Source organism: Bacillus sp. GbtcB14 (assembly GCF_019091205.1).
Taxonomy (GTDB): Bacteria; Bacillota; Bacilli; order Bacillales; family Bacillaceae_G; genus Bacillus_A; species Bacillus_A cereus_AG.
Map to the genome: position 1 here is coordinate 586,782 of NZ_JAGXJT010000001.1, position 20,714 is coordinate 607,495.

A 20,714-nucleotide genomic window follows, 5' to 3' on the forward strand; every position below is an offset into this window, starting at 1 on the left:
TCATCCTTACAAGGAGTGAGTCGTATTTTTATTATGAGCAATTACGTGGTTAACAGCATCTTTAACTGTATTTACTACATAGTGAGCGTGTTCTTTTACTGCTTCATCTGCTTGAGACATAGCAAAACTGTGAGGAGTTAAAGAAAACATTGGGATATCATTATAAGAATCCCCTATGCAAGCAACTTCCTCTGGTTGTATTTGAAACTCTTTTAATAAAACAGAAATAGCAGCCCCTTTACTAATATTAGGTGGCATTACATCTAAACATTGTTCTGCTGAAATGAATGTACTAACTTTTCCGTGGAATTGTTCATCAATTTTTTTCTGAAGGAGTTGTAAGCTTTCCTTTGTTCCACCGACAGAGATTTTATTTGGGAAAATTGTATCATCAATTTTCTGTAATAGATGCGGTTCTTCAACAGAAGTCATCGTTACTTCTTGTTCAAGCTCATGAATAAACGGTGTTTTCTCTTCAATGTAATAATTATGCTCATCACTTACATAACGAAAATAAGGATCTTCATTTGTCATTGCTAACAGGTCAGGTAGAATACTCGAATCGAATGTTGCGGATAATAGTTGCTTGTTTTCATGTGTGTACACGAAAACACCATTTACACTAATGCGATGGAAATTTGTATTTACAGCTTTCATTAAGTCTGCAATTTCATTATCAAGTCGGCCAGAAGCGAAACAAAGAATAACATTTTGCTCAGCAAGACTACGAAGTGCAACAATATCCTGTTCGTCAATTAATCCTCCGTGTTGCATCATTGTACCATCGATATCACTTACAAACATTTTAATCATGTTGTTATCCCCTTTCTATGTACAGTTGCTCTTACATTATACGCATCATATATAAACATGTCTAAAAAATGAATTTTTATGAAATGGTAGATGTTTTACATTGACGACAAAGAAGAATATTCTGTAACATAAAAGCAGGCTATTTAAGTACGAGGGTGGTGTTATATGAGTAATTATCTAGAAATTAAAAAAGTTTTAAATAATAATGTCATCATTGCTAGCCATCCTGAACACGAGGAAGTAGTAGTGATTGGTAAAGGAATTGGATTTGGGAAAAAAGCGAAAGACGTATTGGAGCAAGAACAAATTGAAAAAATGTTTGTTTTAAAAAATGAACGTGATCGTGAACAATACAAACTGTTAGTGCCGCATGTGAGTGAAAAATTAATTGAATTAATGAATGATATTATGTTCTACATTCAAGAAAAAGCAAAATCACCATTGAATGAACATATTCATATCGCTTTAACAGATCATATTTCTTTTGCAATTAAGAGATTAAAACAAGGACTTACAATTGATAATCCTTTTTTAGTTGAAACGAAAATGCTCTATCCAGAGGAATATGAAATTGCTGAAGGTGTTGTAGACCTTTTAAACTCTCGTTTGCAAATTACATTGCCAGAAGGAGAAATTGGGTTTATTGCACTCCATATTTACAGTTCACTTACAAATTCAGATTTATCTTCGGTTAATCAAAACTCCCGTCTCATTGCACAGCTTGTGTCTTTAATTGAGACAAACTTACAAATTACATTAGACCAAGAAAGTATCCACTATTTACGCCTAATCCGTCATTTGCAATATGCTATTGAACGGGTGAAAAAAGAGGAAAAAGTAGAGGAATCACAAAGTTTTGCTGATTTATTAAAGGCGGAATATCCTGTCTGTTATAATTTAGCTTGGAAGCTAGTTAAGGTCATGCAAAAAGAATTGCAACTTCCTGTGTATGAAGCAGAGAGCATATATTTAACGATGCACCTGCAGCGCTTAGTGAAAGCAGAGCATGTGTAAAAAGACATATATTTTTGTCTAAAATGAAAACGTTAAAAAAAATGATTGAATCGCTTACAATAGTTATGTATAATAACTATTGCAAAGTTATACAAATTTCGACAAACACATTAAGGTAAGTAAAGAAAACGTTTGCCTTAATTATAGTGAACTTATACGTAAACCTATTTTTGACACGTGTTACTGATTCGATCAGGCATGAGTGGAGAAAAGTAAGGAATGTAAGCTAGAGAAAGGGATATACTACCCTTTGTATAGCTATCGTTCTATCTTTTTTTCCTCATGTCTTTTTGGCGTTTGTCGGAAGGTATCAATATAGATAAGAGAGGAAGGGTTTCCATGTTTAAGAAGATCTTTGGTGTTCTTCAAAAAGTCGGAAAAGCGTTAATGCTTCCAGTAGCGATTTTACCGGCAGCAGGTATTTTACTTGGATTTGGTAATGCATTTCAAAATCCACAGTTAACAAATGTTATTCCTGCTTTAAAAGCAGATTGGTTCGTAATGGTAGCAAAAATTATGGAACAATCTGGTGATATTATTTTCGCTAACCTTGCATTATTATTCGCAGTTGGGGTAGCAATTGGTTTAGCTGGTGGAGATGGAGTAGCTGGTTTAGCAGCATTCGTCGGCTACTTAATTATGAACAAAACGATGAGTGTGTTCTTAGAAGTAGATAAGCTAGTGAAAGTAACAAGTTCTGGAGCAGATCCAGTAAAAATTGGATTTGCTGATCCAGCATATGCAAATGTATTAGGAATTCCAACGCTACAAACGGGAGTGTTTGGTGGTATTATCGTCGGTATAGTAGCCGCGTATTGCTACAATAAATACTTCAACATTGAATTACCATCATACTTAGGTTTCTTCGCAGGTAAGCGTTTCGTACCGATCGCAACTGCAACATTCTCTTTAGTAGTAGGTATAATCATGTGTTTCATTTGGCCATACATTCAAGGTGGCTTAAATACGTTCTCACATCAAATGATTGATGCAAATAGAACATTAGCAGCATTCATATTCGGTTTAATTGAACGTTCATTAATTCCATTTGGATTACATCACATTTTCTATTCACCGTTCTGGTTCGAATTCGGTCAGTATACAAATGCAGCTGGCGAATTAATCCGTGGTGACCAAAAAATCTTTATGGCACAGTTAAAAGACGGTGTAGAATTAACAGCAGGTACATTTACAACTGGTAAGTATCCGTTCATGATGTTCGGTCTTCCAGCAGCAGCATTAGCAATGTACCATGAAGCACGTCCTGAAAATAAAAAATTAGCAGCTGGTATTTTAGGCTCTGCTGCATTAACATCTTTCTTAACAGGTATTACAGAACCACTTGAATTTTCATTCTTATTCGTAGCACCAGTACTATTTGGAATTCACGCAGTATTTGCTGGTCTATCATTTATGACAATGCAAATTTTAGGTGTTAAAATTGGTATGACATTCTCTGGTGGTTTAATCGACTTTATGTTATTCGGTGTACTACCAGGCCGTACAGCATGGTGGTGGGTAATTATTGTTGGTCTTGTACTAGCAGTTATTTACTACTTCGGATTCCGCTTTGCAATCCGTAAATGGGATTTAAAAACACCTGGTCGTGAAGTAGCAAATGCGAATGACGGTGCAGGGAAAGCAGAAGCTGGTGAACTTCCTCGTGAAGTATTAGTGGCACTTGGTGGTAAAGAAAACATTGCTTCTTTAGACGCTTGTATTACTCGTTTACGTGTTCAAGTTAACGAACAAAAGAATGTAAACAAAGATCGCTTAAAAGAGCTTGGAGCGGCTGGTGTACTTGAAGTTGGAAATAACATTCAAGCTATTTTCGGACCGAAATCTGACACATTAAAATCACAAATTCATGATATTATGTCAGGTCGTACACCTCATGTTGAAAAAGAAGAGCCTGTAAAAGTAGAAGAAGCTCCTCAGCAAGTTGATGAAAACGAAACAATCGTATCACCAATTGAAGGGAAAATCTTACCGATTACAGAAGTACCTGATCAAGTATTCTCAGGAAAAATGATGGGAGACGGATTTGCAATCGAGCCAACAGAAGGAACAGTAGTTTCTCCAGTTAACGGTGAAATCGTCAACGTATTCCCTACAAAGCATGCGATTGGTATTCAATCTGAAGGCGGAAAAGAAATTTTAATCCACTTCGGTATTGATACTGTAAAATTAAATGGTGAAGGTTTTGAAGCACTTATAGCACAAGGCGACAAAGTGAAACAAGGACAACCATTATTAAAAGTCGATCTTGCATTTGTAAAAGAAAATGCACCATCTATCATTACACCAATTGTCTTTACGAATTTACAACAAGGACAACAAGTCGAATTGAAAAAAGATGGAAATGTTAAGAAGGGCGAAAACGCTATTATTGACATTCAGTAGGAATTTGACGCAAAATGTTTATAATTATAATAGGCGATGTGGTTGACCGAACATCGCCTATTATATACAATAGATGATGTAGTACTCACGTCTATACAACTAAAAAAATACTGTAATTTAAAGGAGATAAATTATCATGGAAAAAATCTTTAAAGTAACTAGCGACTCAGGAATTCATGCTCGTCCAGCAACTCTACTTGTAAACACTGCAAGCAAATTTGGTTCTGACATTAACTTAGAGTATAACGGAAAGAACGTTAACTTAAAATCAATCATGGGCGTTATGTCTTTAGGCATTCAACAAAACGCAGAAATTAAAATCACTGCAAATGGTGATGATGCAGCTCAAGCACTAGCAGCTATCGAAGAAACTATGAAAAACGAAGGATTAGGAGAATAATGACTCTTAATATTCAAGGGATCGCTGCATCAAGTGGGATTGCTATTGCAAAGGCTTTCAGACTTGAGAATCCTGAATTTAACATCGAAAAGAAATCAATTACAAACGAAGCTGCTGAAATTGCACGCTTAGACGCTGCGCTTGAGAAAGCAAAAACTGAATTAGAAGCAATTAAGGACCACGCTTTTGCTGAGCTTGGTGCTGACAAAGCTGCGATTTTTGAAGCACATTTATTAGTGTTAAATGATCCAGAACTAGTAAACCCAGTAAAAGATAAAGTAAATAGCGAAAAAGTAAATGCTGAATTTGCAATGGATGAAGTTGCATCAATGTTTATTTCTATGTTTGAAAACATGGATAACGAATATATGAAAGAACGTGCTGCGGACATTCGTGACGTAACAAAACGCGTTCTTGCACATTTACTAGGAATTAACTTCTCAAACCCTGGTACAATTTCTGAAGAAGTAATCATTATTGCTGAAGATTTAACACCATCTGATACAGCTCAGTTAAACCGTAAGTATGCAAAAGGTTTTACAACTGATATCGGTGGACGTACATCTCACTCTGCAATTATGGCTCGTTCTATGGAAATTCCTGCAGTTGTTGGTACGAAAGTTGTTATGGAGAAAATCCAAAACGGCGATATCGTAATCATCGACGGTTTAGATGGGGAAGTAATTGTAAATCCATCAGAAGAAACTCTTCGCTCGTTTGAAGAAAAGAAAGCGAAATTTGAAGAGCAAAAAACTGAATGGGCAAAATTAAAAGACCAAGCTACTGTAACAAGTGATGGACATCACGTTGAGCTTGTTGCAAATATCGGAACACCAAATGATGTACAAGGTATTATCGATAATGGCGGAGAAGGCGTTGGTTTATACCGTACAGAATTCTTATACATGGGCCGTGACAATCTTCCAACAGAAGAAGAGCAGTTCGAAGCGTATAAAGCAGTTCTTGAAGGTGTAAAAGAAGGTCAGCCTGTTGTTGTTCGTACACTTGATATCGGTGGAGATAAAGAGCTTCCATACTTACATTTACCAAAAGAAATGAACCCATTCTTAGGATACCGCGCAATTCGCTTATGTCTTGATGAGCAAGATGTGTTCCGTACACAACTTCGTGCATTACTTCGTGCTAGCGTATACGGTAACTTAAAAATTATGTTCCCAATGATTGCAACTCTTGATGAGTTCCGTCAAGCGAAAGCGATCTTATTAGAAGAGAAAGCAAAACTTGTAGAAGCGGGTACAACTGTTTCTGATTCTATTGAAGTGGGTATGATGGTTGAAATCCCAGCTTCAGCAGTATTAGCAGACCAATTCGCAAAAGAAGTTGATTTCTTCTCTATCGGAACAAATGACTTAATCCAATACACAATGGCTGCAGACCGTATGAATGAACAAGTAGCTTACTTATACCAACCATATAACCCATCTATTTTACGTCTTGTAAAAATGGTTATCGATGCTGCTCATAAAGAAGGAAAATGGGCTGGTATGTGTGGGGAGATGGCGGGAGATTCACTTGCTATCCCATTATTATTAGGATTAGGTTTAGATGAGTTCAGTATGAGTGCAACATCTATTCTTCCTGCAAGAACACAACTAAGTAAGTTGTCAAAAGCAGAAATGGAAACATTAGCAGAAAAAGCATTAATGATGTCAACTGCTGAAGAAGTTGTTGAACTAGTTAAAAGCATATAATCAATAAAAAAACCTGAGTCGATTTGAAATCGGTCTCAGGTTTTTTCTATGAGAAAAGTAAATCTTATTTTTTTACTATAGAGGATAAGGAACAGAATTAGATAGCGATTGCAACGATATCAGTTGGGCATACACGTAAAATACCAGTAAAAGTATTTCGGTTTTGATTGTTCTTATCGTCTTTATTGTTATCTTTGTTATCGTTATTACGAGCTAAAGCAGAGAAAAGAGCAACACCGTTAGCGAAACCTTCAAAAATTACATTGTTGAATGTGCCGTTACCTCTAATGCTTAAAAGAGAAAGCTCTGTTCCAACTGAAATGCTAGCAAGTACGTTACATACAGCTGGTTGTTGTGGTCTTACTTCTCTCTCTTTCTCGCGATGGTCACACTCTCTTTCACGATGATGACAGTCTCTAAAGTTATCACAGCATCCAAATGATCCAAACATAATCCTCATCACCCCCTTCACACTTATAATCTATGTAAGTTCGGTAGTGAGTGACTGGACAGAGAGTGGAATTTTTTCTGGGGGATTTTCTCATTTTAAAAGACTAGCTGGGTGTTTAGTACGGAATGATGTTTAAAATAGGGGAAATATCACAAAAAAGTGTAAAGACCACCGAAATGAATGAAAATAGGTAGGCTTTACACTTTTTTACTTTTATATAAAACGATGATATATACAGGGAGAGCTAAGAGCAGTGGTGCAATGGATCGTGCAGTATGTTTTTCTGATTCTAATTGGAACGTTTCTTCTTTTGGGAATTGTAACACTGATATGTTTGTAGCATCGCCAATAAAATATAACAGCAGTACAGTTACTATGTAACTTAAAAGTGCGATAAAGCTTCCGTATGAACTCAATGAAAATCCCTCTCTTGTTATCTATTTGTTATCATTGTATCATAATTGTAACAAAAATACACGGTTATATTTCGGTGTTTTAACAAATTTCGACATGAAACGCCATTTGTGTTTATGGAAATAGCATAAAATTTACTATTTTTTTATGTATAGATGTCGAATAATACGTTGTAATATTACGGATGTGTGACAGGATAAAAAAGAAACGAAGGCAATGAAATTGCCTTCGTTTCTTTTTTGTCCCGTATTAACGCAGTAAGCCCCTAATATTGATTAAAGGTTCACTTTCTTATTTTGCCCATTCACTTACTTGCTCTACGCTCATTCGTGGTGCAGGGTGGCCTTTTAAAGTCGATTCACCAATTGTAATAAGCATAATTGGTACGTAGCGAGATGAAACATTGAATTCTTCTGTAAGTGCTTGTGGGTTGAAACCACCAATAGCACAAGTATCCCAGCCAGTTGCTTTAGCTGCAAGCATAAGTTGCATTGCTGCTAAAGATGCATTTGAAAAGGCTGCATCTCTTGGGAATTGCTCACGAGCATATGCAGACTCAATATTTTTAGCTAAGCGCTCTTTTGCTTCTTCTTTCATAAATCCTTGTTCTACAATTGGACCGTAAACTGGTTCAACGTTTTTATAAGCTTCTAAATCACCTAAAATAGCGACTACAGCAGATGCATCAAGAATTTGTTGTTGGTTATAAGCAATTGGATGTAATCGTTTCTGTACATCTTCACCTTGGAATACAAGGAATTTCCAATGCTGCAAGTTCCAAGCAGAAGGTGCTTGAGCAGCTCCCTTTAAAATCTCGTGTAACTCTGAAGATGAAATTTCTTTTTCTGGATTGAATGCACGTGTAGAAGTGCGTTCGTATAGAACATTAAAAAAGTTGTCGTTTGTCATTATATATCCTCCAAGTTACATATCAAATTATGAAAAAACACATGTAATATATTCTACTTACATTTTGTAAGTTATCGAATTTAAGAATATAATATCTTTATTTTAATTGTCAAGTTTTAAAGAGGAAGCTAGGGCATTCATACAAACGATACAATTCTGATAATCATACACTAAAAAAGGAATTTATAGAGTGAAACAGCGAAGATAACATTCTCAATTAGCTTGTTAACATGAATTCCTCACGCATTCAAGTGTTTAGAGTACAGTCTTTTATAAAATGTTTGTGAGGGATTCAGTAGAACAAGATATATGAAGTGAGTGAAGACTAGTGATGAACATACTACATTTTTTATTAGAGAATACGGTTTTCCAAAATGTATTACAAGATCTTCAGTTAAATGTCCTTTATATAGAAAATGGGTGCACACATCAACAAACGATAGAAAGTATTCATCCAAAATGTATGTTTATAGCAAATAGTTTTGAAGAAGGAGAAGTATTGTATCAGAGGACTAAACCACATATTGTAATTATGTATGTAACAGATTTTTCTCAAATAAAATATATAAAGAATATGTATAATCCACAGAGTACTTTTATTGTCATTTGGGATCAACAGATAACAAGCGAGTTTACAGAGGTGCTTACGTTAGGGATACGTAATATTGTGATAGCCCCTGTGACTCCGCAAATGGTGTTAGAGGAAGTGAATAAAAGTTTGTATCAACTTTCTTTAGTGCGGCAAGTAAGTTTGCAACAAGAACTACTTCAAACGATGTTTGATTTTCAAAATGACTTATTATTTATAGTAGAAGACGATGAGATTGTTGATTGTAATACAAATTTTTTAGAGTTTTTCGGATATGAAAATTTGTTTGCCTATCGTGAGCAACATTTAGTATTTGCTGAACATTTTATTAGAGTAAATGGATACTACTCAACAACTCATGATATAACATGGCTAGATGATACATTATCATATGATAGAAGAATTAAGATGTCTAATTATGAAGGGGAAGTGTCAACTTTTTTATTGCGTGCGACACCATTGCCAGAAGATTTATCAAGATTTATTGTGAAGTGTACAGAGATTACAGAATTAGATGAAATCTATCAAGAACAAGAAAGGCTTGCTATGATAGATTCGTTAACAGAGATTTATAATCGTTTGAAGTTCCAACAAATACTAGAGGCTGAATGGGATAATGCAATGCGTAACGATGAAAAAATAGCGCTTATTTTATTTGATATAGATAATTTTAAAACAGTAAATGACACGTATGGCCACGATTTTGGTGACTTAGCATTAATTCAGCTTGCAGAGCTTATGAAATCTAAAGTGGAGCAGCAACATGTATTTGCAAGGTGGGGAGGAGAAGAATTTATTATATTAGTAACGAATACAGTAGAAAAAGAAGCATTTCAAGTTGCAGAATCATTACGGTTTTTCATTGAGACAAAGCAATTTTCAGGAATTTCGAAATTAACAGCGAGTTTTGGAGTTGCGTTATATGAACAAGGTATTACAAGAGAAGAATTAATGCAACGAGCGGATATTGCATTATATGAAGCGAAAAAAAATGGGAAAAATCAAGTGTGTGTATATAGAAAAGAAAAAAAGTGATTTTTCGCAACAAATTGTTGCGATTTTTTTTTATTGTTTGATAATAGAATATGAGGGGGATTTTGAACGAAGGAATTATGGAGGAGCAACATGATAAAAAAAATAATGATGATGGCTTCGCTGTCTGCTGTAGTTTGTGGTGGAGTATACTATTTTCTCTATAATCCCAATATAAAGGAAAGCACTGTATTAACAACTAAGGTGAATCCTACTATTGAATCAGAAGTACAAGAGAATATAGAAGAAAAAGAAGAACAACAAATTGATTATGCTAGTATATCTCAAAAGTTAGATCAATATTTAATAGGAAAGCAATTTAATGGAACAGTTTTAGTAACAGATAAAGAGCATGTTATATTGAATAAAGGATATGGATATGCTGATGTTCAATATAAGATAGAAAATACGCCTCAAACAAAATATCGTATCGGTTCTATTACGAAAACAGTCGTGGCCACATCTATTTTACAGCTACAGGAACAAGGGAAGCTAAATATTCAAGACAATGTAAATAAATATATTCCCTCTTTTCCGGTAGATAAAAATATCACCTTATATCATTTGTTAACACATACATCAGGTTTACCAGAAAGCGGAAAAGGGAAAGTGAATGCTGCTTCTCGTATAAATTTAGTAAATTGGATTGGAAGTCAAAAATTAGAATTTCCACCAGGAGCAGGTTGGAGATATACAGATTATAATTATATGGTGCTTGCCTATATTATAGAAAGCATATCAAAAAAAACTTTAGGAGATTACATAAAAGAAAATATATTTACTAAAGCAGAAATGCATGAATCTGGTATGGGAAATATGGCTCAGGGAGATCAGCATTTTACTAAAGGATATGTAAAGAAAGAGAATGTACTTGAACCTGCACAAAAATTGTTAATGGAGTGGTTATACGGATGCGGTGAGATGTATACGACAGTTGGCGATATGAAGAAATTAGACGAAGCGATTATAAATGGGAAACTTCTTTCTGAACAAAGTATACAAGCGATGTTTTCACCTTCAACAGAACGAAAATATGCATTTAGTTTTTATATATATCCGGATTATTTTCATAATCATGGTGTACTATCTGGTTGGAACACATTCAATAATTTTAATAAAGAAAAAGGCACTTTTGTTATTTTATTTTCAAATGTGAAAAATAGTATAGATGATGATTTTAATAATGAGTTTCGAAAGATGGTAAGTGATTTATTAGAACAAAGGGGATGAGAAAATGGAACGTAAAAATGTATCAATAGGTTTCATCGGTATTGGTGTAATGGGAAAAAGTATGGTGCGTCATTTAATGCAAGACGGCTATAAAGTATATGTATATAATAGAACAAAAGCGAAGACAGACTCTTTAGTGCAAGATGGTGCAAATTGGTGTGATACACCGAAAGAGTTAGTAAAGCAAGTAGATGTTGTAATGACTATGGTTGGATATCCACATGATGTTGAAGAAGTGTACTTTGGAAGTGAAGGCATTATAGAGAATGCAAATGAAGGCACGATAGCCATTGATTTTACGACATCTACACCCACATTGGCAAAACGTATAAATGAAGTTGGTAAAAGAAAGAATGTATTTACGTTAGATGCCCCTGTATCTGGAGGAGATGTTGGTGCGAAAGAAGCAAGACTTGCAATTATGGTCGGTGGAGAGAAAGACATATATGATAGATGTTTACCGTTGTTTGAAAAACTAGGAACAAATATTCAGTTACAAGGACCAGCTGGGAGTGGACAGCATACGAAAATGTGCAATCAAATTGCAATTGCATCCAACATGATTGGAGTATGTGAAGCTGTTGCTTACGCGAAAAAGGCTGGACTGAATCCAGATAAAGTATTAGAGAGTATTTCAACGGGAGCAGCAGGTAGCTGGTCATTGAGTAATTTAGCTCCTCGAATGTTAAAGGGAGATTTTGAACCAGGGTTTTATGTAAAGCATTTTATGAAAGATATGAAGATTGCTTTAGATGAGGCTGAAAAATTGCAATTACCAGTACCAGGTTTAAGTTTGGCGAAGGAATTGTATGAAGAGTTAATAAAAGATGGGGAAGAGAATAGCGGAACACAAGTGTTATACAAAAAATACATAAGGGGGTAAATGAGATGGAGCTTCAAAAATTTGATGAGATGATTGATACTGTACAACGAGCAACTTGTATACAAATTAATGAAAAACAAAAAGAAGCTTTTAAACAAAAATATGATTTTGAGCCGAAATTCGAATATGGAAGAGATGAAAAGGGGCATTACGTTATTCGAACTTCAAAAAAAATGCTAGAAGAAATGGAGTTTTATTTGGCATTGAAGTATGATCGAGATGGAGTTGATCTATATATGCAAGCAGAGATTGATGGTATATGTCACGTATCTGTTAGCTATAGTGAAGATGCCCTACATTTACAAGAATTGTTTCAATTTCTAGAAGAAAATAAATAAAAGTCCTCATTTGAGGACTTTTATTTATTTAGGTATATTAAATTTTTATAATTATAAGCTAGAAGCCCGGCGGCATCGTTCGATTGGGAATGGAATAACTTGCGCGATGTGATTAGGACCAAATTGTTTTGCACGAGCATGGCGTACTATATAAAATGCACACAGAATGGAAACAGGAATAGCACCGAATAAGCCGAAAAATAAAGCGCTTACACAAGATGCGACAAAACCTAAAACACCAACTTCCAACTCTTCCATAATAGCTCCTAGAATAACAGGAAGTGCTCCACACGTAACCCCTAGTATAAGTGCGATAAGTAAACTCATGATTATCCCCCTCTGTTTGCGATATTCTTTTCCTTCTTATTTAATTGTAGTATATCATATACAAAACAGAATTTTCAGAAAAAATTCAAAAAAAGTTCAATAAATGTTCAAAAAGTGTTAAAAAATTCATTGGAAAAATAGAAGGGGAGATTGTTTTGGAATAGAAGGACTCATATGTTTGAGAAAATAAAAAATCAGGCTTATTTCATTTTTTGAAATAAGCCTGTTCCATAGGAGGATGTATATATGTAGAGTGAATAAAAGGTTGGAAAAGGGGATCCAATTCCTTTTATTCAACTAACTACCTCAATAAATTGGAACCCAGCCTTCAGTTGTAACAAAAATACGAATAGCGACAACTTGACGATCATCTTGTAAGGTAAAATAATGTCTTGCATTTTCTGGAACAGATATGAGATCGCCTGGCTCAAGTTCAACGTCAAAGAATTTGCCATCTTTTCCTTCAATGGCAAATATGCCATGTCCACTAACAATAAAGCGAACTTCATCATCGGTATGATGGTGTTCTTTTTGGAAATTAATTAATAATTCGTCAAGGTTAGGTGTGCTATTTGAAAGTGAAATTACATCATGTGCTTTATAACCTCGGCGCGCTGAAACATCAGCGATTTCTTTTGAAAACACAGCTAATATTTCAGCCTTGTTTTCATCTGTTAACGAATAATTTTCATTTAAATAAGTAGGAAGTTTAGAGATGTTCCATTTCTCATATAAAACGCCTTCCTCTTGTAGAAATTTAGATACTTCTACTTCATTTTCTATGCGAGTATTTACTTCATGAATACGAATTTGCGCCATTAGAAACGCCTCCTTGAATTGATAATAGTTTTATATGAAATTGGAATAAAAACTCATAAGCTTCTAATCTTTTCTTTGCATCAAAGCTATCTCGGCCCCATACGGTAATACCGTGGTTACGAATTAATACTGCTCCAGAATCTCCTTGTATATGCTTTCGGAAGTTTTCTCCGAGCGTTGGGATATGGGCATGGTTTTCGATAATAGGAATGTGAATTGTTGCACCTTCTTCCCAAATATCGAGAGCTTTAATAATTTCTTGATTTTGAAGGGTGACTGCATCACTATATAAATTTGTGATGACATTATTATCAGTTGTATGAACATGAAGTACGCACCCGGCATTCGTATTGTTATAAATATGTGTATGCAATATTGTTTCTGCTGAAGGACGTAATTCAGTCTCTAATACGGGAACCCCTAGATAATCTACTAATAGAAAATCATCTGGAGTAGTTTTTGTTTTATCTTTACCACTTGCTGTAATAAGAAAAGTAAGTGGCTCATGACTAACCTTTATAGAAATATTACCACTCGTTGCTGGAAACCAATTTCGTGTTGTTAATTCTTTTTTTACCTCGCTTAAGTCATACCATTGACGAAAAAGTTGTTTCATGATTTCACCTCCAACAAACGTTTTAATTGGGTTTGAACATCGTGAAATGTTTCAAACGGTGTATAAGCAATATAATTCTCTTCACACTTTGTAATAAGGAAGTCGCGGGCAAATACTTTATCTGCTTGTTTCGCAGCTTGTAAATCAGTAATTGAATCTCCAATCACAATATGGAAGTCATTCGTATCACTTAATTTACGGATTAAAGATGATTTGCATAATCCGCAATGATTTTGACAATGATGATCACAAGGATGAGGCCACTTAACGGTAATGAATTCACTTGAAAAGTCTGTTTCATTACAGTAAATTTGCTCTTTTGAAATGATTCCTTGTAAGAGTGGATAGACGAAGAAATCCATTCCGCCTGATATAACGTAAAAAGAAATGTTATTTTCATTTACAAATTGTATAAATTCATGAAAACCATTACGTATTTCAGCAGTTTTTATTAAAAATTGAATCATATCATCGTGTAGACTAGTAGGTATTAATTGAAATAATTGAGAAACACCTTCTTGAATAGACAGCTCTTGTGATAAAATTCTGTTCTTTACTTCTTCGGCTTCTGGTGGTGCAAATTTTTCCATAATGGACATAATGTTATCATTATTTGTAATCGTGCCATCGAAATCACAAAATACTTGAATACTCATAATTTCACCCCATGAGAGGGATTTCCCCATATTTGTAGTGCACTGTGCAAATTTATGTCATCTACTTCATGAAGTGGTGTATTTTGCAAAGTAGCATCAATTGCAGTACGGAAAGCTTTACCGCCGCCTTGCGCCCCGCTCGGATGTCCATGTATCCCGCCGCCAGCATTAATAACAACCTCTTTACCGAAATCTCGTAAAATAAAGGGAACGAAACCAGGGTGAATACCAGCAGACGGAACAGAAAAACTCTTCTTGAAAAATGGATCGTCTTCAGTTAAATATTTCGAGATAGCAAGAGCGTCCTCTTTTTCTAGTGCAACACTTCCATATGGAGATGGGAATAATGAAAAGTCAGCGCCAGCATAACGTAATAGTTTTCCGAGTAATAATGGAGAGGAAACTCCATATAACTTGGATGCTGAGTAAGCACCACTTACAGCAGGGTGTGCCATAATAGGAACTGTGATTTCATTATCTTCTGCCAGTGATTGTAGTACATCTAGTCCGTAAGCAAATACGTTAAATAATAGAATATCAGCCCCGGCTTGCACTGCGCGTTTCGCATTTTCTTTTAAATCGAAAGTTCGACCTGTTAAATTTACGGCATATAACGTTTTATGTCCGTATGTTTCATATACGGATTGTAAAACTTCTTTTCCAGATACAATGCGTTTCGTAAGTGGTGTTAATGTATTCTCAAATAATATTTCATCATCTTTTACTATATCTACACCACCAATTGCTTGATCGCGTAATTGCGTTTTTAAATACCCAATATTTCGTCCAATCATTCCTTTAAAAATACTCATTAAAAGAGGACGCTCATGCACTTGTAGTAGGTTTCGAATACCATCTATCCCGAACTTTGGACCAGGAAAATGCTTTTTTAACTCGTCTGAAAAAGTTAAGTCGATTAATTTCACTTCGCCATCAAGAGATAGCTTTCCGAATGTAGTTGTTAAAATTGCTGGTAAGTCTGGACTGAAGTTTAATAACGGATATTCAATTTTAATAATCCCGCGTTTTACTTTTTTTCGTAAATACGAATTGGTATGTTCTTGTTCAGCTAATTCCTCAACATGAATGACGTTGCCTTTATGCTGTTTTAATTGTTCTTGCAATAAGTGTGGCAAATGAGTCCAAGATCCAATTGTTAAACCGAGTGCAATTTGCTCAGCTTTTTTTTCTAAGTTATGTGAATCATCATGGATTAAATATGTCGCTATAATTCCGCTCATTGTTAAAACCTCCTAGTTAAATAAAAAAACCTCTCAGCTAAGGAGAGGTTTTTTTACAACCAGCTCCTTATCTGTCAGCATAATGCTGCGAGAATTAGCACCGTGTCTACAATTGTAGATCGGTTGCCGGGTTTCGTCGGGCTCGTCCCTCCACCTGCTCTTGATAAGAAGTATTTAGAAATGTTTAAATTTTTAAGATAACTGAATTTTGTCAGATATTTTTCATGTTGTCAATGACTTTTTGAAAAAATTTAATTTATCAATTCGATTAATGGCTTCTTGCAATCTATCTTCTGTATGTAAGAGGCCAACGCGGACATACCCTTCGCCATGTTCACCAAATCCAACACCAGGGGCAACTGCAACATGTGCTTTTTCTAGTAAAATATCAGAAAATTGCTCAGATGTATAACCTTCTGGTACAGGAAGCCATGCAAAGAATGATCCTGTTGGAATGTCTACATCCCAGCCAATTGAGTGACAGGCTGAAATAAGAGCGTTTCTGCGAGATTCGTAACTATTTACAAGGTCTACGACGCAAGACTGTGAACTTAATAGTGCTTCACGGGCAGCATTTTGAACTGCACCAAAAATACTAACATACATATGATCTTGTAATAAGTTAATTGTTTCAATGACACTTGCATTTCCCACAGCAAAAGCAATACGCCATCCAGCCATATTGAAAGTTTTCGATAAAGTGTAAATTTCAATACCTGTATCTTTAGCGCCGTCTGCTTGCAAGAAACTAACAGGTTTTTGACCATCGAATCCAATCGCACCGTAAGCGAAATCATGAACGACTAATATATTATGTTCATTAGCAAAATGAATAGTTTCATCAAAGAAATCTTTTGATGCAGTAGCACCAGTAGGATTGTTTGGGTAATTTAAAAACATTAACTTTGCCCGCTCAGCGATAGTGTCATCAATTTTCGTATAATCCGGTAAAAAATTATTTTCTGCAAGTAGCGGCATTGTTTCAAATTGTGCTTTTGCTAAAGCAACTCCCGATAAATAATCTGGATATCCTGGATCTGGAACGAGAATGGTATCACCAGGGTTTGTAAAACAAATTGGTAATTCTACTAATCCAGCCTTTCCGCCAAACAAAATAGCAACTTCTGTTTTTGGATTTAATTCGACGCCGTATTCACGTTTATAGAATGTTGCCACAGCTTCTTTTAAACTTTCATGTCCACGAAATGGCGGGTATTTATGATGAATGGCCTTTTCAGCAGCGTCTTGTAAAGCTTTTACGATATGCTGTGGTGTTGGTTGATCTGGATTACCTTGTCCTAGATTAATAACATCGTGACCTGCTGCAACGACTTTGTTAACTTTTGCAACAAGTGAAGCAAAAAATTGTGTTGGCAATGATGTTACTATCTCAGAAGGTTGAAATAATTTCATACTTTCCACCTCTTTTGAAAGTTGTTACAATTCTAGTGACAAATGATATAATCTTTCCAGTATTTTGTAAAGAAAAAAATTAAGAATGGGGCTGACAAAATGAAAGTCGCATGTATTCAAATGGATATTGTCTTTGGAGATGTAGAAAAAAATATTGAGAATGCTAAAAATAAAATAAGTGAAGCAATGAAAGAAAGACCCGATGTTATTGTCTTACCAGAACTGTGGACAACAGGATATGATTTAACTAGGCTTTCTGAAATTGCAGATAGGGATGGATTAGAAACGAAAGAAAAGCTGAAAGAGTGGTCGAAACAATATGGTGTACATATTGTCGGTGGTTCTATAGCGAAGCAAATGGAGCAAGGCGTTACAAATACGATGTATGTTGTAAATAATGAAGGACAGCTAGTCAACGAATATAGTAAAGTACATTTATTTCAGCTTATGGATGAACATAAATATTTAATAGCTGGTAATAGTACGGGCGAATTTAAGCTAGATGATGTTGAATGTGCTGGAACAATTTGTTATGATATTCGTTTTCCAGAGTGGATGCGTGTCCATACTGCTAAAGGGGCAAAAGTATTATTTGTTGTAGCAGAATGGCCATTAGCTCGTTTAGCACATTGGCGTTTGCTATTGCAAGCAAGAGCAGTTGAAAATCAGTGTTATGTTGTTGCGTGTAATAGAGCAGGAAAGGATCCAAATAATGTATTTGCGGGTCATTCTTTAATTGTGGACCCTTGGGGTGAAGTTGTAGTAGAGGCGAATGAAGAGGAATCAATTTTATTTGGAGAGCTTGAATTCGAGAAAATTAAAGAAGTACGTAAAGGAATTCCAGTTTTTGCGGATCGCCGTCCAGAATTATACAAATAAAATGTTGACAAGTGATTTTTATTCTTGGTATAGTCTTCAACATAAAGTTAAAAATTCAAAAAATTATACAACTCTTATCAAGAGCAGGTGGAGGGATTTGGCCCGATGAAGCCCAGCAACCGACCGTAATACCATTGTGAAATGGGGCGTTTATTACGCCAAAAGGCACGGTGCTAATTCCAGCAGAAAGTAAAACTTTCTGGCAGATAAGAGGGGAGAAGATAAACTTCAAACCTCTTTCTTAGTGGAAAGAGGTTTTTCTATGTTAGAAAAACCTCTGAATTTAAAAAGGGGGAGAAGACGATGGGATATTATTCATTAACAGAAATAACAGCTGTACAATATGCGAAAGATCATGGCTATTTTGAAGCGAAGGCAAATGTCGTTTGTCATGAAATTGGAGACGGAAACTTAAATTACGTGTTCAAATTAGAGGATGGAGAGAAATCAATTATAATAAAACAAGCACTGCCTTATGCGAAAGTAGTTGGTGAAAGCTGGCCATTGTCTATAAAAAGAGCAACGATTGAAAGCAAGGCCTTACAAATTTTTGCGCAGTATGTACCGGATTATGTTCCAGTAGTGTACAGTCATGATGAAGAGTTAGCGATAACGGTAATAGAAGACTTATCAAGACTAACAATTACAAGAAAAGGATTAATAGACGGAGAAGAATATCCGCTTTTATCCCAGCATATCGGCCGTTTTCTAGCACATGTTTTATTTTACACTTCAGATTTTGGTTTACAGTCAGAAGAGAAGAGGGTACTAGAAGGTACCTTTGTAAATCCGGACCTTTGTAAAATTACAGAGGATTTAGTGTTTACAGATCCGTTTGGACATTATGATACAAATGATTATGAGCCAGATTTACAACTCGTGGTTGATGAACTTTGGAGTGATAAAACTTTAAAACTAAAAGTAGCACAATATAAATATAAGTTCTTAACAAGAAAAGAAACTCTTATTCATGGTGATTTACATACTGGTAGTATTTTTTCGTCACCTTCTGAAACGAAAGTGATTGATCCAGAATTTGCGACATATGGCCCATTTGGATTTGACATAGGTCAATTTATTGCAAATCTATTATTAAATGCTTTATCTAGAGAAGAAGAAAAAAGAAGTGTACTATTTTTCCATATAGAAAAGACGTGGAGTTATTTTGTAGAGACTTTTACAAAGTTATGGATTGGAGAAGGTGTAGAAGCATATACGAAAGAAAAACAATGGTTACCAATTATTTTGCAAAATATCTTTACTGATGCAGTTGGATTTGCCGGATGTGAACTGATTCGTAGAACAATTGGTTTAGCTCATGTAGCAGATTTAGATGAAATAGAAAATAAAGAAACAAGAATTCAAGCTAAGAAACAAGCGCTATCCTTAGGTAAAGAACTAATAAAATATGAATCTAAAAGTGCTGATATTCAACTGTTTCGAACATTATTTCAACAGACAGTTTCAGGGGGCGTAAAAGCGTGAGTACAATTGTTACTGTTCCGAGATCTGTAAGCTGGAAAGGTGATGCAATTGCTGTATTAAATCAAACAAAATTGCCGCATAGCACAGAATACAAAACATTGACGACTATTGAAGAGGTTTGGAAAAGCATCGTAATGTTAGAAGTACGAGGAGCGCCTGCAATTGGAATTGTAGCTGCATTTGGTTTGGCGCTTGCATCAAAAAAATATAACACTGTACATATTGAAGAATTTCAAAAGAAGTTTAATAGAGATTGTAATTATTTAGGAACGTCACGCCCGACAGCAGTAAATTTATTTTGGGCAATTGATCGTATGAGAGAATCTATTCGAGAGATTACTACAATAAAAGAAGCACAAAAAACATTAGAAGAAGAAGCGCTTCGCATTCAGCAGGAAGATGAAGAGGTGTGCCGAAATATTGGGGAATATGCGTTAACATGTTTTAAAGATGGCGATAATATTTTAACAATCTGTAACGCTGGAAGTATCGCAACTGCCAGATATGGAACTGCATTAGCTCCCTTTTATATTGGAAAAGAGAAAGGTGTGCGTTTACATGCATATGCGTGTGAAACGAGACCAGTTTTACAAGGTGGTCGCTTAACGACCTGGGAATTGAAGCAAGCAAATATTGATGTGACCCTTATTACAGATAATACTGCAGCTCATGCTATTCAAACGAAAGAAATAAATGCAATTATTGTAGGGGCGGATCGAATTGTCGCAAATGGAGATACGGCAAATAAAATAGGGACAATGAATTTAGCTATTTTAGCAAAGCACTTTGATATCCCATTTTATGTTGCTGCGCCACTGTCAACATTTGATGTTAGGAAAGAAACTGGAGCCGAAATAATTATTGAAGAAAGAGATGAAACAGAAGTTACGAAAATCTTTGGAAAACAAGTAGCACCAATCGGAACGAATGTTTATAACCCTGCATTTGACGTAACACCGAACGAATTAATTACAGGAATTATTACTGAGAAAGGTATTATAAGCGGGGATTATAAACGAGAAATTGCATCATTATTTGAAAAACAGGCTAATACATAATAGCTTGTTTTTTTATGCCTAAATGCATTGTT

At 35.2% G+C, this 20,714-nt stretch carries 21 protein-coding genes and 2 riboswitches; of the genes, 11 read left to right on the forward strand and 10 right to left on the reverse strand.

Annotated features, from left to right (window positions below; all coding sequences use genetic code 11):
* Positions 1-6: 6 nt before the first annotated feature.
* A complete protein-coding gene (locus KVT31_RS03205; protein ID WP_088097622.1) occupies positions 7-813 on the reverse strand; it encodes a Cof-type HAD-IIB family hydrolase in 807 nt (268 codons plus the stop codon).
* 165 nt (positions 814-978) lie between these two features.
* Between KVT31_RS03205 and glcT the strand changes: the two genes are divergently transcribed.
* The 4 genes from glcT to ptsP all read left to right on the forward strand — a co-directional run bounded on the left by glcT (position 979) and on the right by ptsP (position 6,342).
* Positions 979-1,827 (forward strand): glucose PTS transporter transcription antiterminator GlcT, encoded by an 849-nt coding sequence (gene glcT, locus KVT31_RS03210; protein ID WP_088097621.1) that lies wholly within the window; start codon positions 979-981, stop codon positions 1,825-1,827.
* A gap of 339 nt (positions 1,828-2,166) precedes the next feature.
* Complete coding sequence (ptsG, locus tag KVT31_RS03215) at positions 2,167-4,230, forward strand: PTS glucose transporter subunit IIABC (RefSeq protein WP_088097620.1); 2,064 nt, start codon at positions 2,167-2,169, stop codon at positions 4,228-4,230.
* A 136-nt stretch (positions 4,231-4,366) separates the two neighbouring features.
* Positions 4,367-4,630 (forward strand): phosphocarrier protein HPr, encoded by a 264-nt coding sequence (gene ptsH, locus KVT31_RS03220; RefSeq protein WP_000411080.1) that lies wholly within the window; start codon positions 4,367-4,369, stop codon positions 4,628-4,630.
* Positions 4,630-6,342 carry a phosphoenolpyruvate--protein phosphotransferase gene (gene ptsP, locus KVT31_RS03225; protein WP_000174214.1) on the forward strand — a complete coding sequence of 571 codons (1,713 nt, stop codon included), beginning with the start codon at positions 4,630-4,632 and terminating at the stop codon, positions 6,340-6,342. Before ptsH ends, ptsP begins: the two co-directional genes overlap by 1 nt.
* 97 nt (positions 6,343-6,439) lie before the next feature.
* On the opposite strand, the gene KVT31_RS03230 is transcribed toward ptsP, so the two are convergent.
* The 3 genes from KVT31_RS03230 to KVT31_RS03240 all read right to left on the reverse strand — a co-directional run bounded on the left by KVT31_RS03230 (position 6,440) and on the right by KVT31_RS03240 (position 8,116).
* Positions 6,440-6,793 (reverse strand): DUF3915 domain-containing protein, encoded by a 354-nt coding sequence (locus KVT31_RS03230; protein ID WP_088097619.1) that lies wholly within the window; start codon positions 6,791-6,793, stop codon positions 6,440-6,442.
* Between the two features lie 197 nt (positions 6,794-6,990).
* On the reverse strand, positions 6,991-7,209 hold the full coding sequence (locus tag KVT31_RS03235; protein WP_088097618.1) for a hypothetical protein: 219 nt from the start codon (positions 7,207-7,209) through the stop codon (positions 6,991-6,993).
* A gap of 289 nt (positions 7,210-7,498) precedes the next feature.
* On the reverse strand, positions 7,499-8,116 hold the full coding sequence (locus KVT31_RS03240) for a nitroreductase family protein (protein WP_088097617.1): 618 nt from the start codon (positions 8,114-8,116) through the stop codon (positions 7,499-7,501).
* A 331-nt stretch (positions 8,117-8,447) separates the two neighbouring features.
* Between KVT31_RS03240 and KVT31_RS03245 the strand changes: the two genes are divergently transcribed.
* From KVT31_RS03245 to KVT31_RS03260, 4 genes are all read left to right on the forward strand, one after another.
* A complete protein-coding gene (locus KVT31_RS03245; RefSeq protein WP_140392537.1) occupies positions 8,448-9,740 on the forward strand; it encodes a GGDEF domain-containing protein in 1,293 nt (430 codons plus the stop codon).
* A gap of 90 nt (positions 9,741-9,830) precedes the next feature.
* Positions 9,831-10,967, forward strand: a complete 1,137-nt coding sequence (locus tag KVT31_RS03250; protein ID WP_140392536.1) for a serine hydrolase — start codon at positions 9,831-9,833, stop codon at positions 10,965-10,967.
* Positions 10,968-10,971: 4 nt separating this feature from the next.
* Complete coding sequence (locus KVT31_RS03255; protein WP_088097615.1) at positions 10,972-11,850, forward strand: NAD(P)-dependent oxidoreductase; 879 nt, start codon at positions 10,972-10,974, stop codon at positions 11,848-11,850.
* 5 nt (positions 11,851-11,855) lie between these two features.
* On the forward strand, positions 11,856-12,188 hold the full coding sequence (locus KVT31_RS03260) for a DUF3909 family protein (RefSeq protein WP_088097614.1): 333 nt from the start codon (positions 11,856-11,858) through the stop codon (positions 12,186-12,188).
* Positions 12,189-12,239: 51 nt separating this feature from the next.
* On the opposite strand, the gene KVT31_RS03265 is transcribed toward KVT31_RS03260, so the two are convergent.
* The 6 genes from KVT31_RS03265 to KVT31_RS03290 all read right to left on the reverse strand — a co-directional run bounded on the left by KVT31_RS03265 (position 12,240) and on the right by KVT31_RS03290 (position 17,260).
* Positions 12,240-12,515 carry a hypothetical protein gene (locus KVT31_RS03265; RefSeq protein WP_000054671.1) on the reverse strand — a complete coding sequence of 92 codons (276 nt, stop codon included), beginning with the start codon at positions 12,513-12,515 and terminating at the stop codon, positions 12,240-12,242.
* Between the two features lie 306 nt (positions 12,516-12,821).
* Positions 12,822-13,334: a 1,2-dihydroxy-3-keto-5-methylthiopentene dioxygenase gene (locus tag KVT31_RS03270; protein WP_000057324.1), complete on the reverse strand. Its 513-nt coding sequence runs from the start codon at positions 13,332-13,334 to the stop codon at positions 12,822-12,824.
* Complete coding sequence (locus KVT31_RS03275; protein WP_088097613.1) at positions 13,312-13,950, reverse strand: methylthioribulose 1-phosphate dehydratase; 639 nt, start codon at positions 13,948-13,950, stop codon at positions 13,312-13,314. Before KVT31_RS03275 ends, KVT31_RS03270 begins: the two co-directional genes overlap by 23 nt.
* Positions 13,947-14,606, reverse strand: coding sequence for a 2-hydroxy-3-keto-5-methylthiopentenyl-1-phosphate phosphatase (locus KVT31_RS03280; RefSeq protein ID WP_088097612.1), 660 nt, complete (start codon positions 14,604-14,606; stop codon positions 13,947-13,949). The genes KVT31_RS03275 and KVT31_RS03280 overlap by 4 nt, the downstream gene beginning before the upstream one ends.
* Positions 14,603-15,847, reverse strand: a complete 1,245-nt coding sequence (mtnW, locus tag KVT31_RS03285; RefSeq protein ID WP_088097611.1) for a 2,3-diketo-5-methylthiopentyl-1-phosphate enolase — start codon at positions 15,845-15,847, stop codon at positions 14,603-14,605. The genes KVT31_RS03280 and mtnW overlap by 4 nt, the downstream gene beginning before the upstream one ends.
* Positions 15,848-15,911: 64 nt before the next feature.
* A riboswitch (SAM riboswitch) is annotated at positions 15,912-16,017 on the reverse strand.
* Between the two features lie 52 nt (positions 16,018-16,069).
* Entirely contained in the window at positions 16,070-17,260 is a 1,191-nt protein-coding gene (locus KVT31_RS03290; protein WP_088097610.1) for a pyridoxal phosphate-dependent aminotransferase, read from the reverse strand.
* Between the two features lie 99 nt (positions 17,261-17,359).
* On the opposite strand from KVT31_RS03290, the gene KVT31_RS03295 reads away from it, so the two are divergent.
* The 3 genes from KVT31_RS03295 (at position 17,360) to mtnA (ending at position 20,682) form a co-directional block, all read left to right on the forward strand.
* The gene (locus KVT31_RS03295; RefSeq protein WP_088097609.1) at positions 17,360-18,139 is read left to right on the forward strand and encodes a carbon-nitrogen family hydrolase; all 780 of its coding nucleotides are present in this window, start codon (positions 17,360-17,362) and stop codon (positions 18,137-18,139) included.
* A gap of 71 nt (positions 18,140-18,210) precedes the next feature.
* Positions 18,211-18,352, forward strand: a riboswitch (SAM riboswitch).
* A 90-nt stretch (positions 18,353-18,442) separates the two neighbouring features.
* Positions 18,443-19,624, forward strand: a complete 1,182-nt coding sequence (mtnK, locus tag KVT31_RS03300; protein ID WP_088097608.1) for an S-methyl-5-thioribose kinase — start codon at positions 18,443-18,445, stop codon at positions 19,622-19,624.
* Positions 19,621-20,682, forward strand: a complete 1,062-nt coding sequence (gene mtnA, locus KVT31_RS03305; RefSeq protein ID WP_000104611.1) for an S-methyl-5-thioribose-1-phosphate isomerase — start codon at positions 19,621-19,623, stop codon at positions 20,680-20,682. The genes mtnK and mtnA overlap by 4 nt, the downstream gene beginning before the upstream one ends.
* Positions 20,683-20,714 lie beyond the last annotated feature (32 nt).

Bases quoted from the DNA above. Each gene is read 5' to 3' on its own strand.
- KVT31_RS03270 (WP_000057324.1), bottom strand. From the start codon at position 13,334: ATGGCGCAAATTCGTATTCATGAAGTAAATACTCGCATAGAAAATGAA.
- KVT31_RS03260 (WP_088097614.1), top strand. From the start codon at position 11,856: ATGGAGCTTCAAAAATTTGATGAGATGATTGATACTGTACAACGAGCA.
- KVT31_RS03255 (WP_088097615.1), top strand. From the start codon at position 10,972: ATGGAACGTAAAAATGTATCAATAGGTTTCATCGGTATTGGTGTAATG.
- mtnW (WP_088097611.1), bottom strand. From the start codon at position 15,847: ATGAGCGGAATTATAGCGACATATTTAATCCATGATGATTCACATAAC.
- mtnK (WP_088097608.1), top strand. From the start codon at position 18,443: ATGGGATATTATTCATTAACAGAAATAACAGCTGTACAATATGCGAAA.
- glcT (WP_088097621.1), top strand. From the start codon at position 979: ATGAGTAATTATCTAGAAATTAAAAAAGTTTTAAATAATAATGTCATC.
- ptsP (WP_000174214.1), top strand. From the start codon at position 4,630: ATGACTCTTAATATTCAAGGGATCGCTGCATCAAGTGGGATTGCTATT.
- ptsG (WP_088097620.1), top strand. From the start codon at position 2,167: ATGTTTAAGAAGATCTTTGGTGTTCTTCAAAAAGTCGGAAAAGCGTTA.
- KVT31_RS03290 (WP_088097610.1), bottom strand. From the start codon at position 17,260: ATGAAATTATTTCAACCTTCTGAGATAGTAACATCATTGCCAACACAA.
- KVT31_RS03250 (WP_140392536.1), top strand. From the start codon at position 9,831: ATGATAAAAAAAATAATGATGATGGCTTCGCTGTCTGCTGTAGTTTGT.
- KVT31_RS03245 (WP_140392537.1), top strand. From the start codon at position 8,448: ATGAACATACTACATTTTTTATTAGAGAATACGGTTTTCCAAAATGTA.
- KVT31_RS03295 (WP_088097609.1), top strand. From the start codon at position 17,360: ATGAAAGTCGCATGTATTCAAATGGATATTGTCTTTGGAGATGTAGAA.
- ptsH (WP_000411080.1), top strand. From the start codon at position 4,367: ATGGAAAAAATCTTTAAAGTAACTAGCGACTCAGGAATTCATGCTCGT.
- KVT31_RS03240 (WP_088097617.1), bottom strand. From the start codon at position 8,116: ATGACAAACGACAACTTTTTTAATGTTCTATACGAACGCACTTCTACA.
- KVT31_RS03230 (WP_088097619.1), bottom strand. From the start codon at position 6,793: ATGTTTGGATCATTTGGATGCTGTGATAACTTTAGAGACTGTCATCAT.
- KVT31_RS03280 (WP_088097612.1), bottom strand. From the start codon at position 14,606: ATGAGTATTCAAGTATTTTGTGATTTCGATGGCACGATTACAAATAAT.
- KVT31_RS03265 (WP_000054671.1), bottom strand. From the start codon at position 12,515: ATGAGTTTACTTATCGCACTTATACTAGGGGTTACGTGTGGAGCACTT.
- KVT31_RS03205 (WP_088097622.1), bottom strand. From the start codon at position 813: ATGATTAAAATGTTTGTAAGTGATATCGATGGTACAATGATGCAACAC.
- KVT31_RS03275 (WP_088097613.1), bottom strand. From the start codon at position 13,950: ATGAAACAACTTTTTCGTCAATGGTATGACTTAAGCGAGGTAAAAAAA.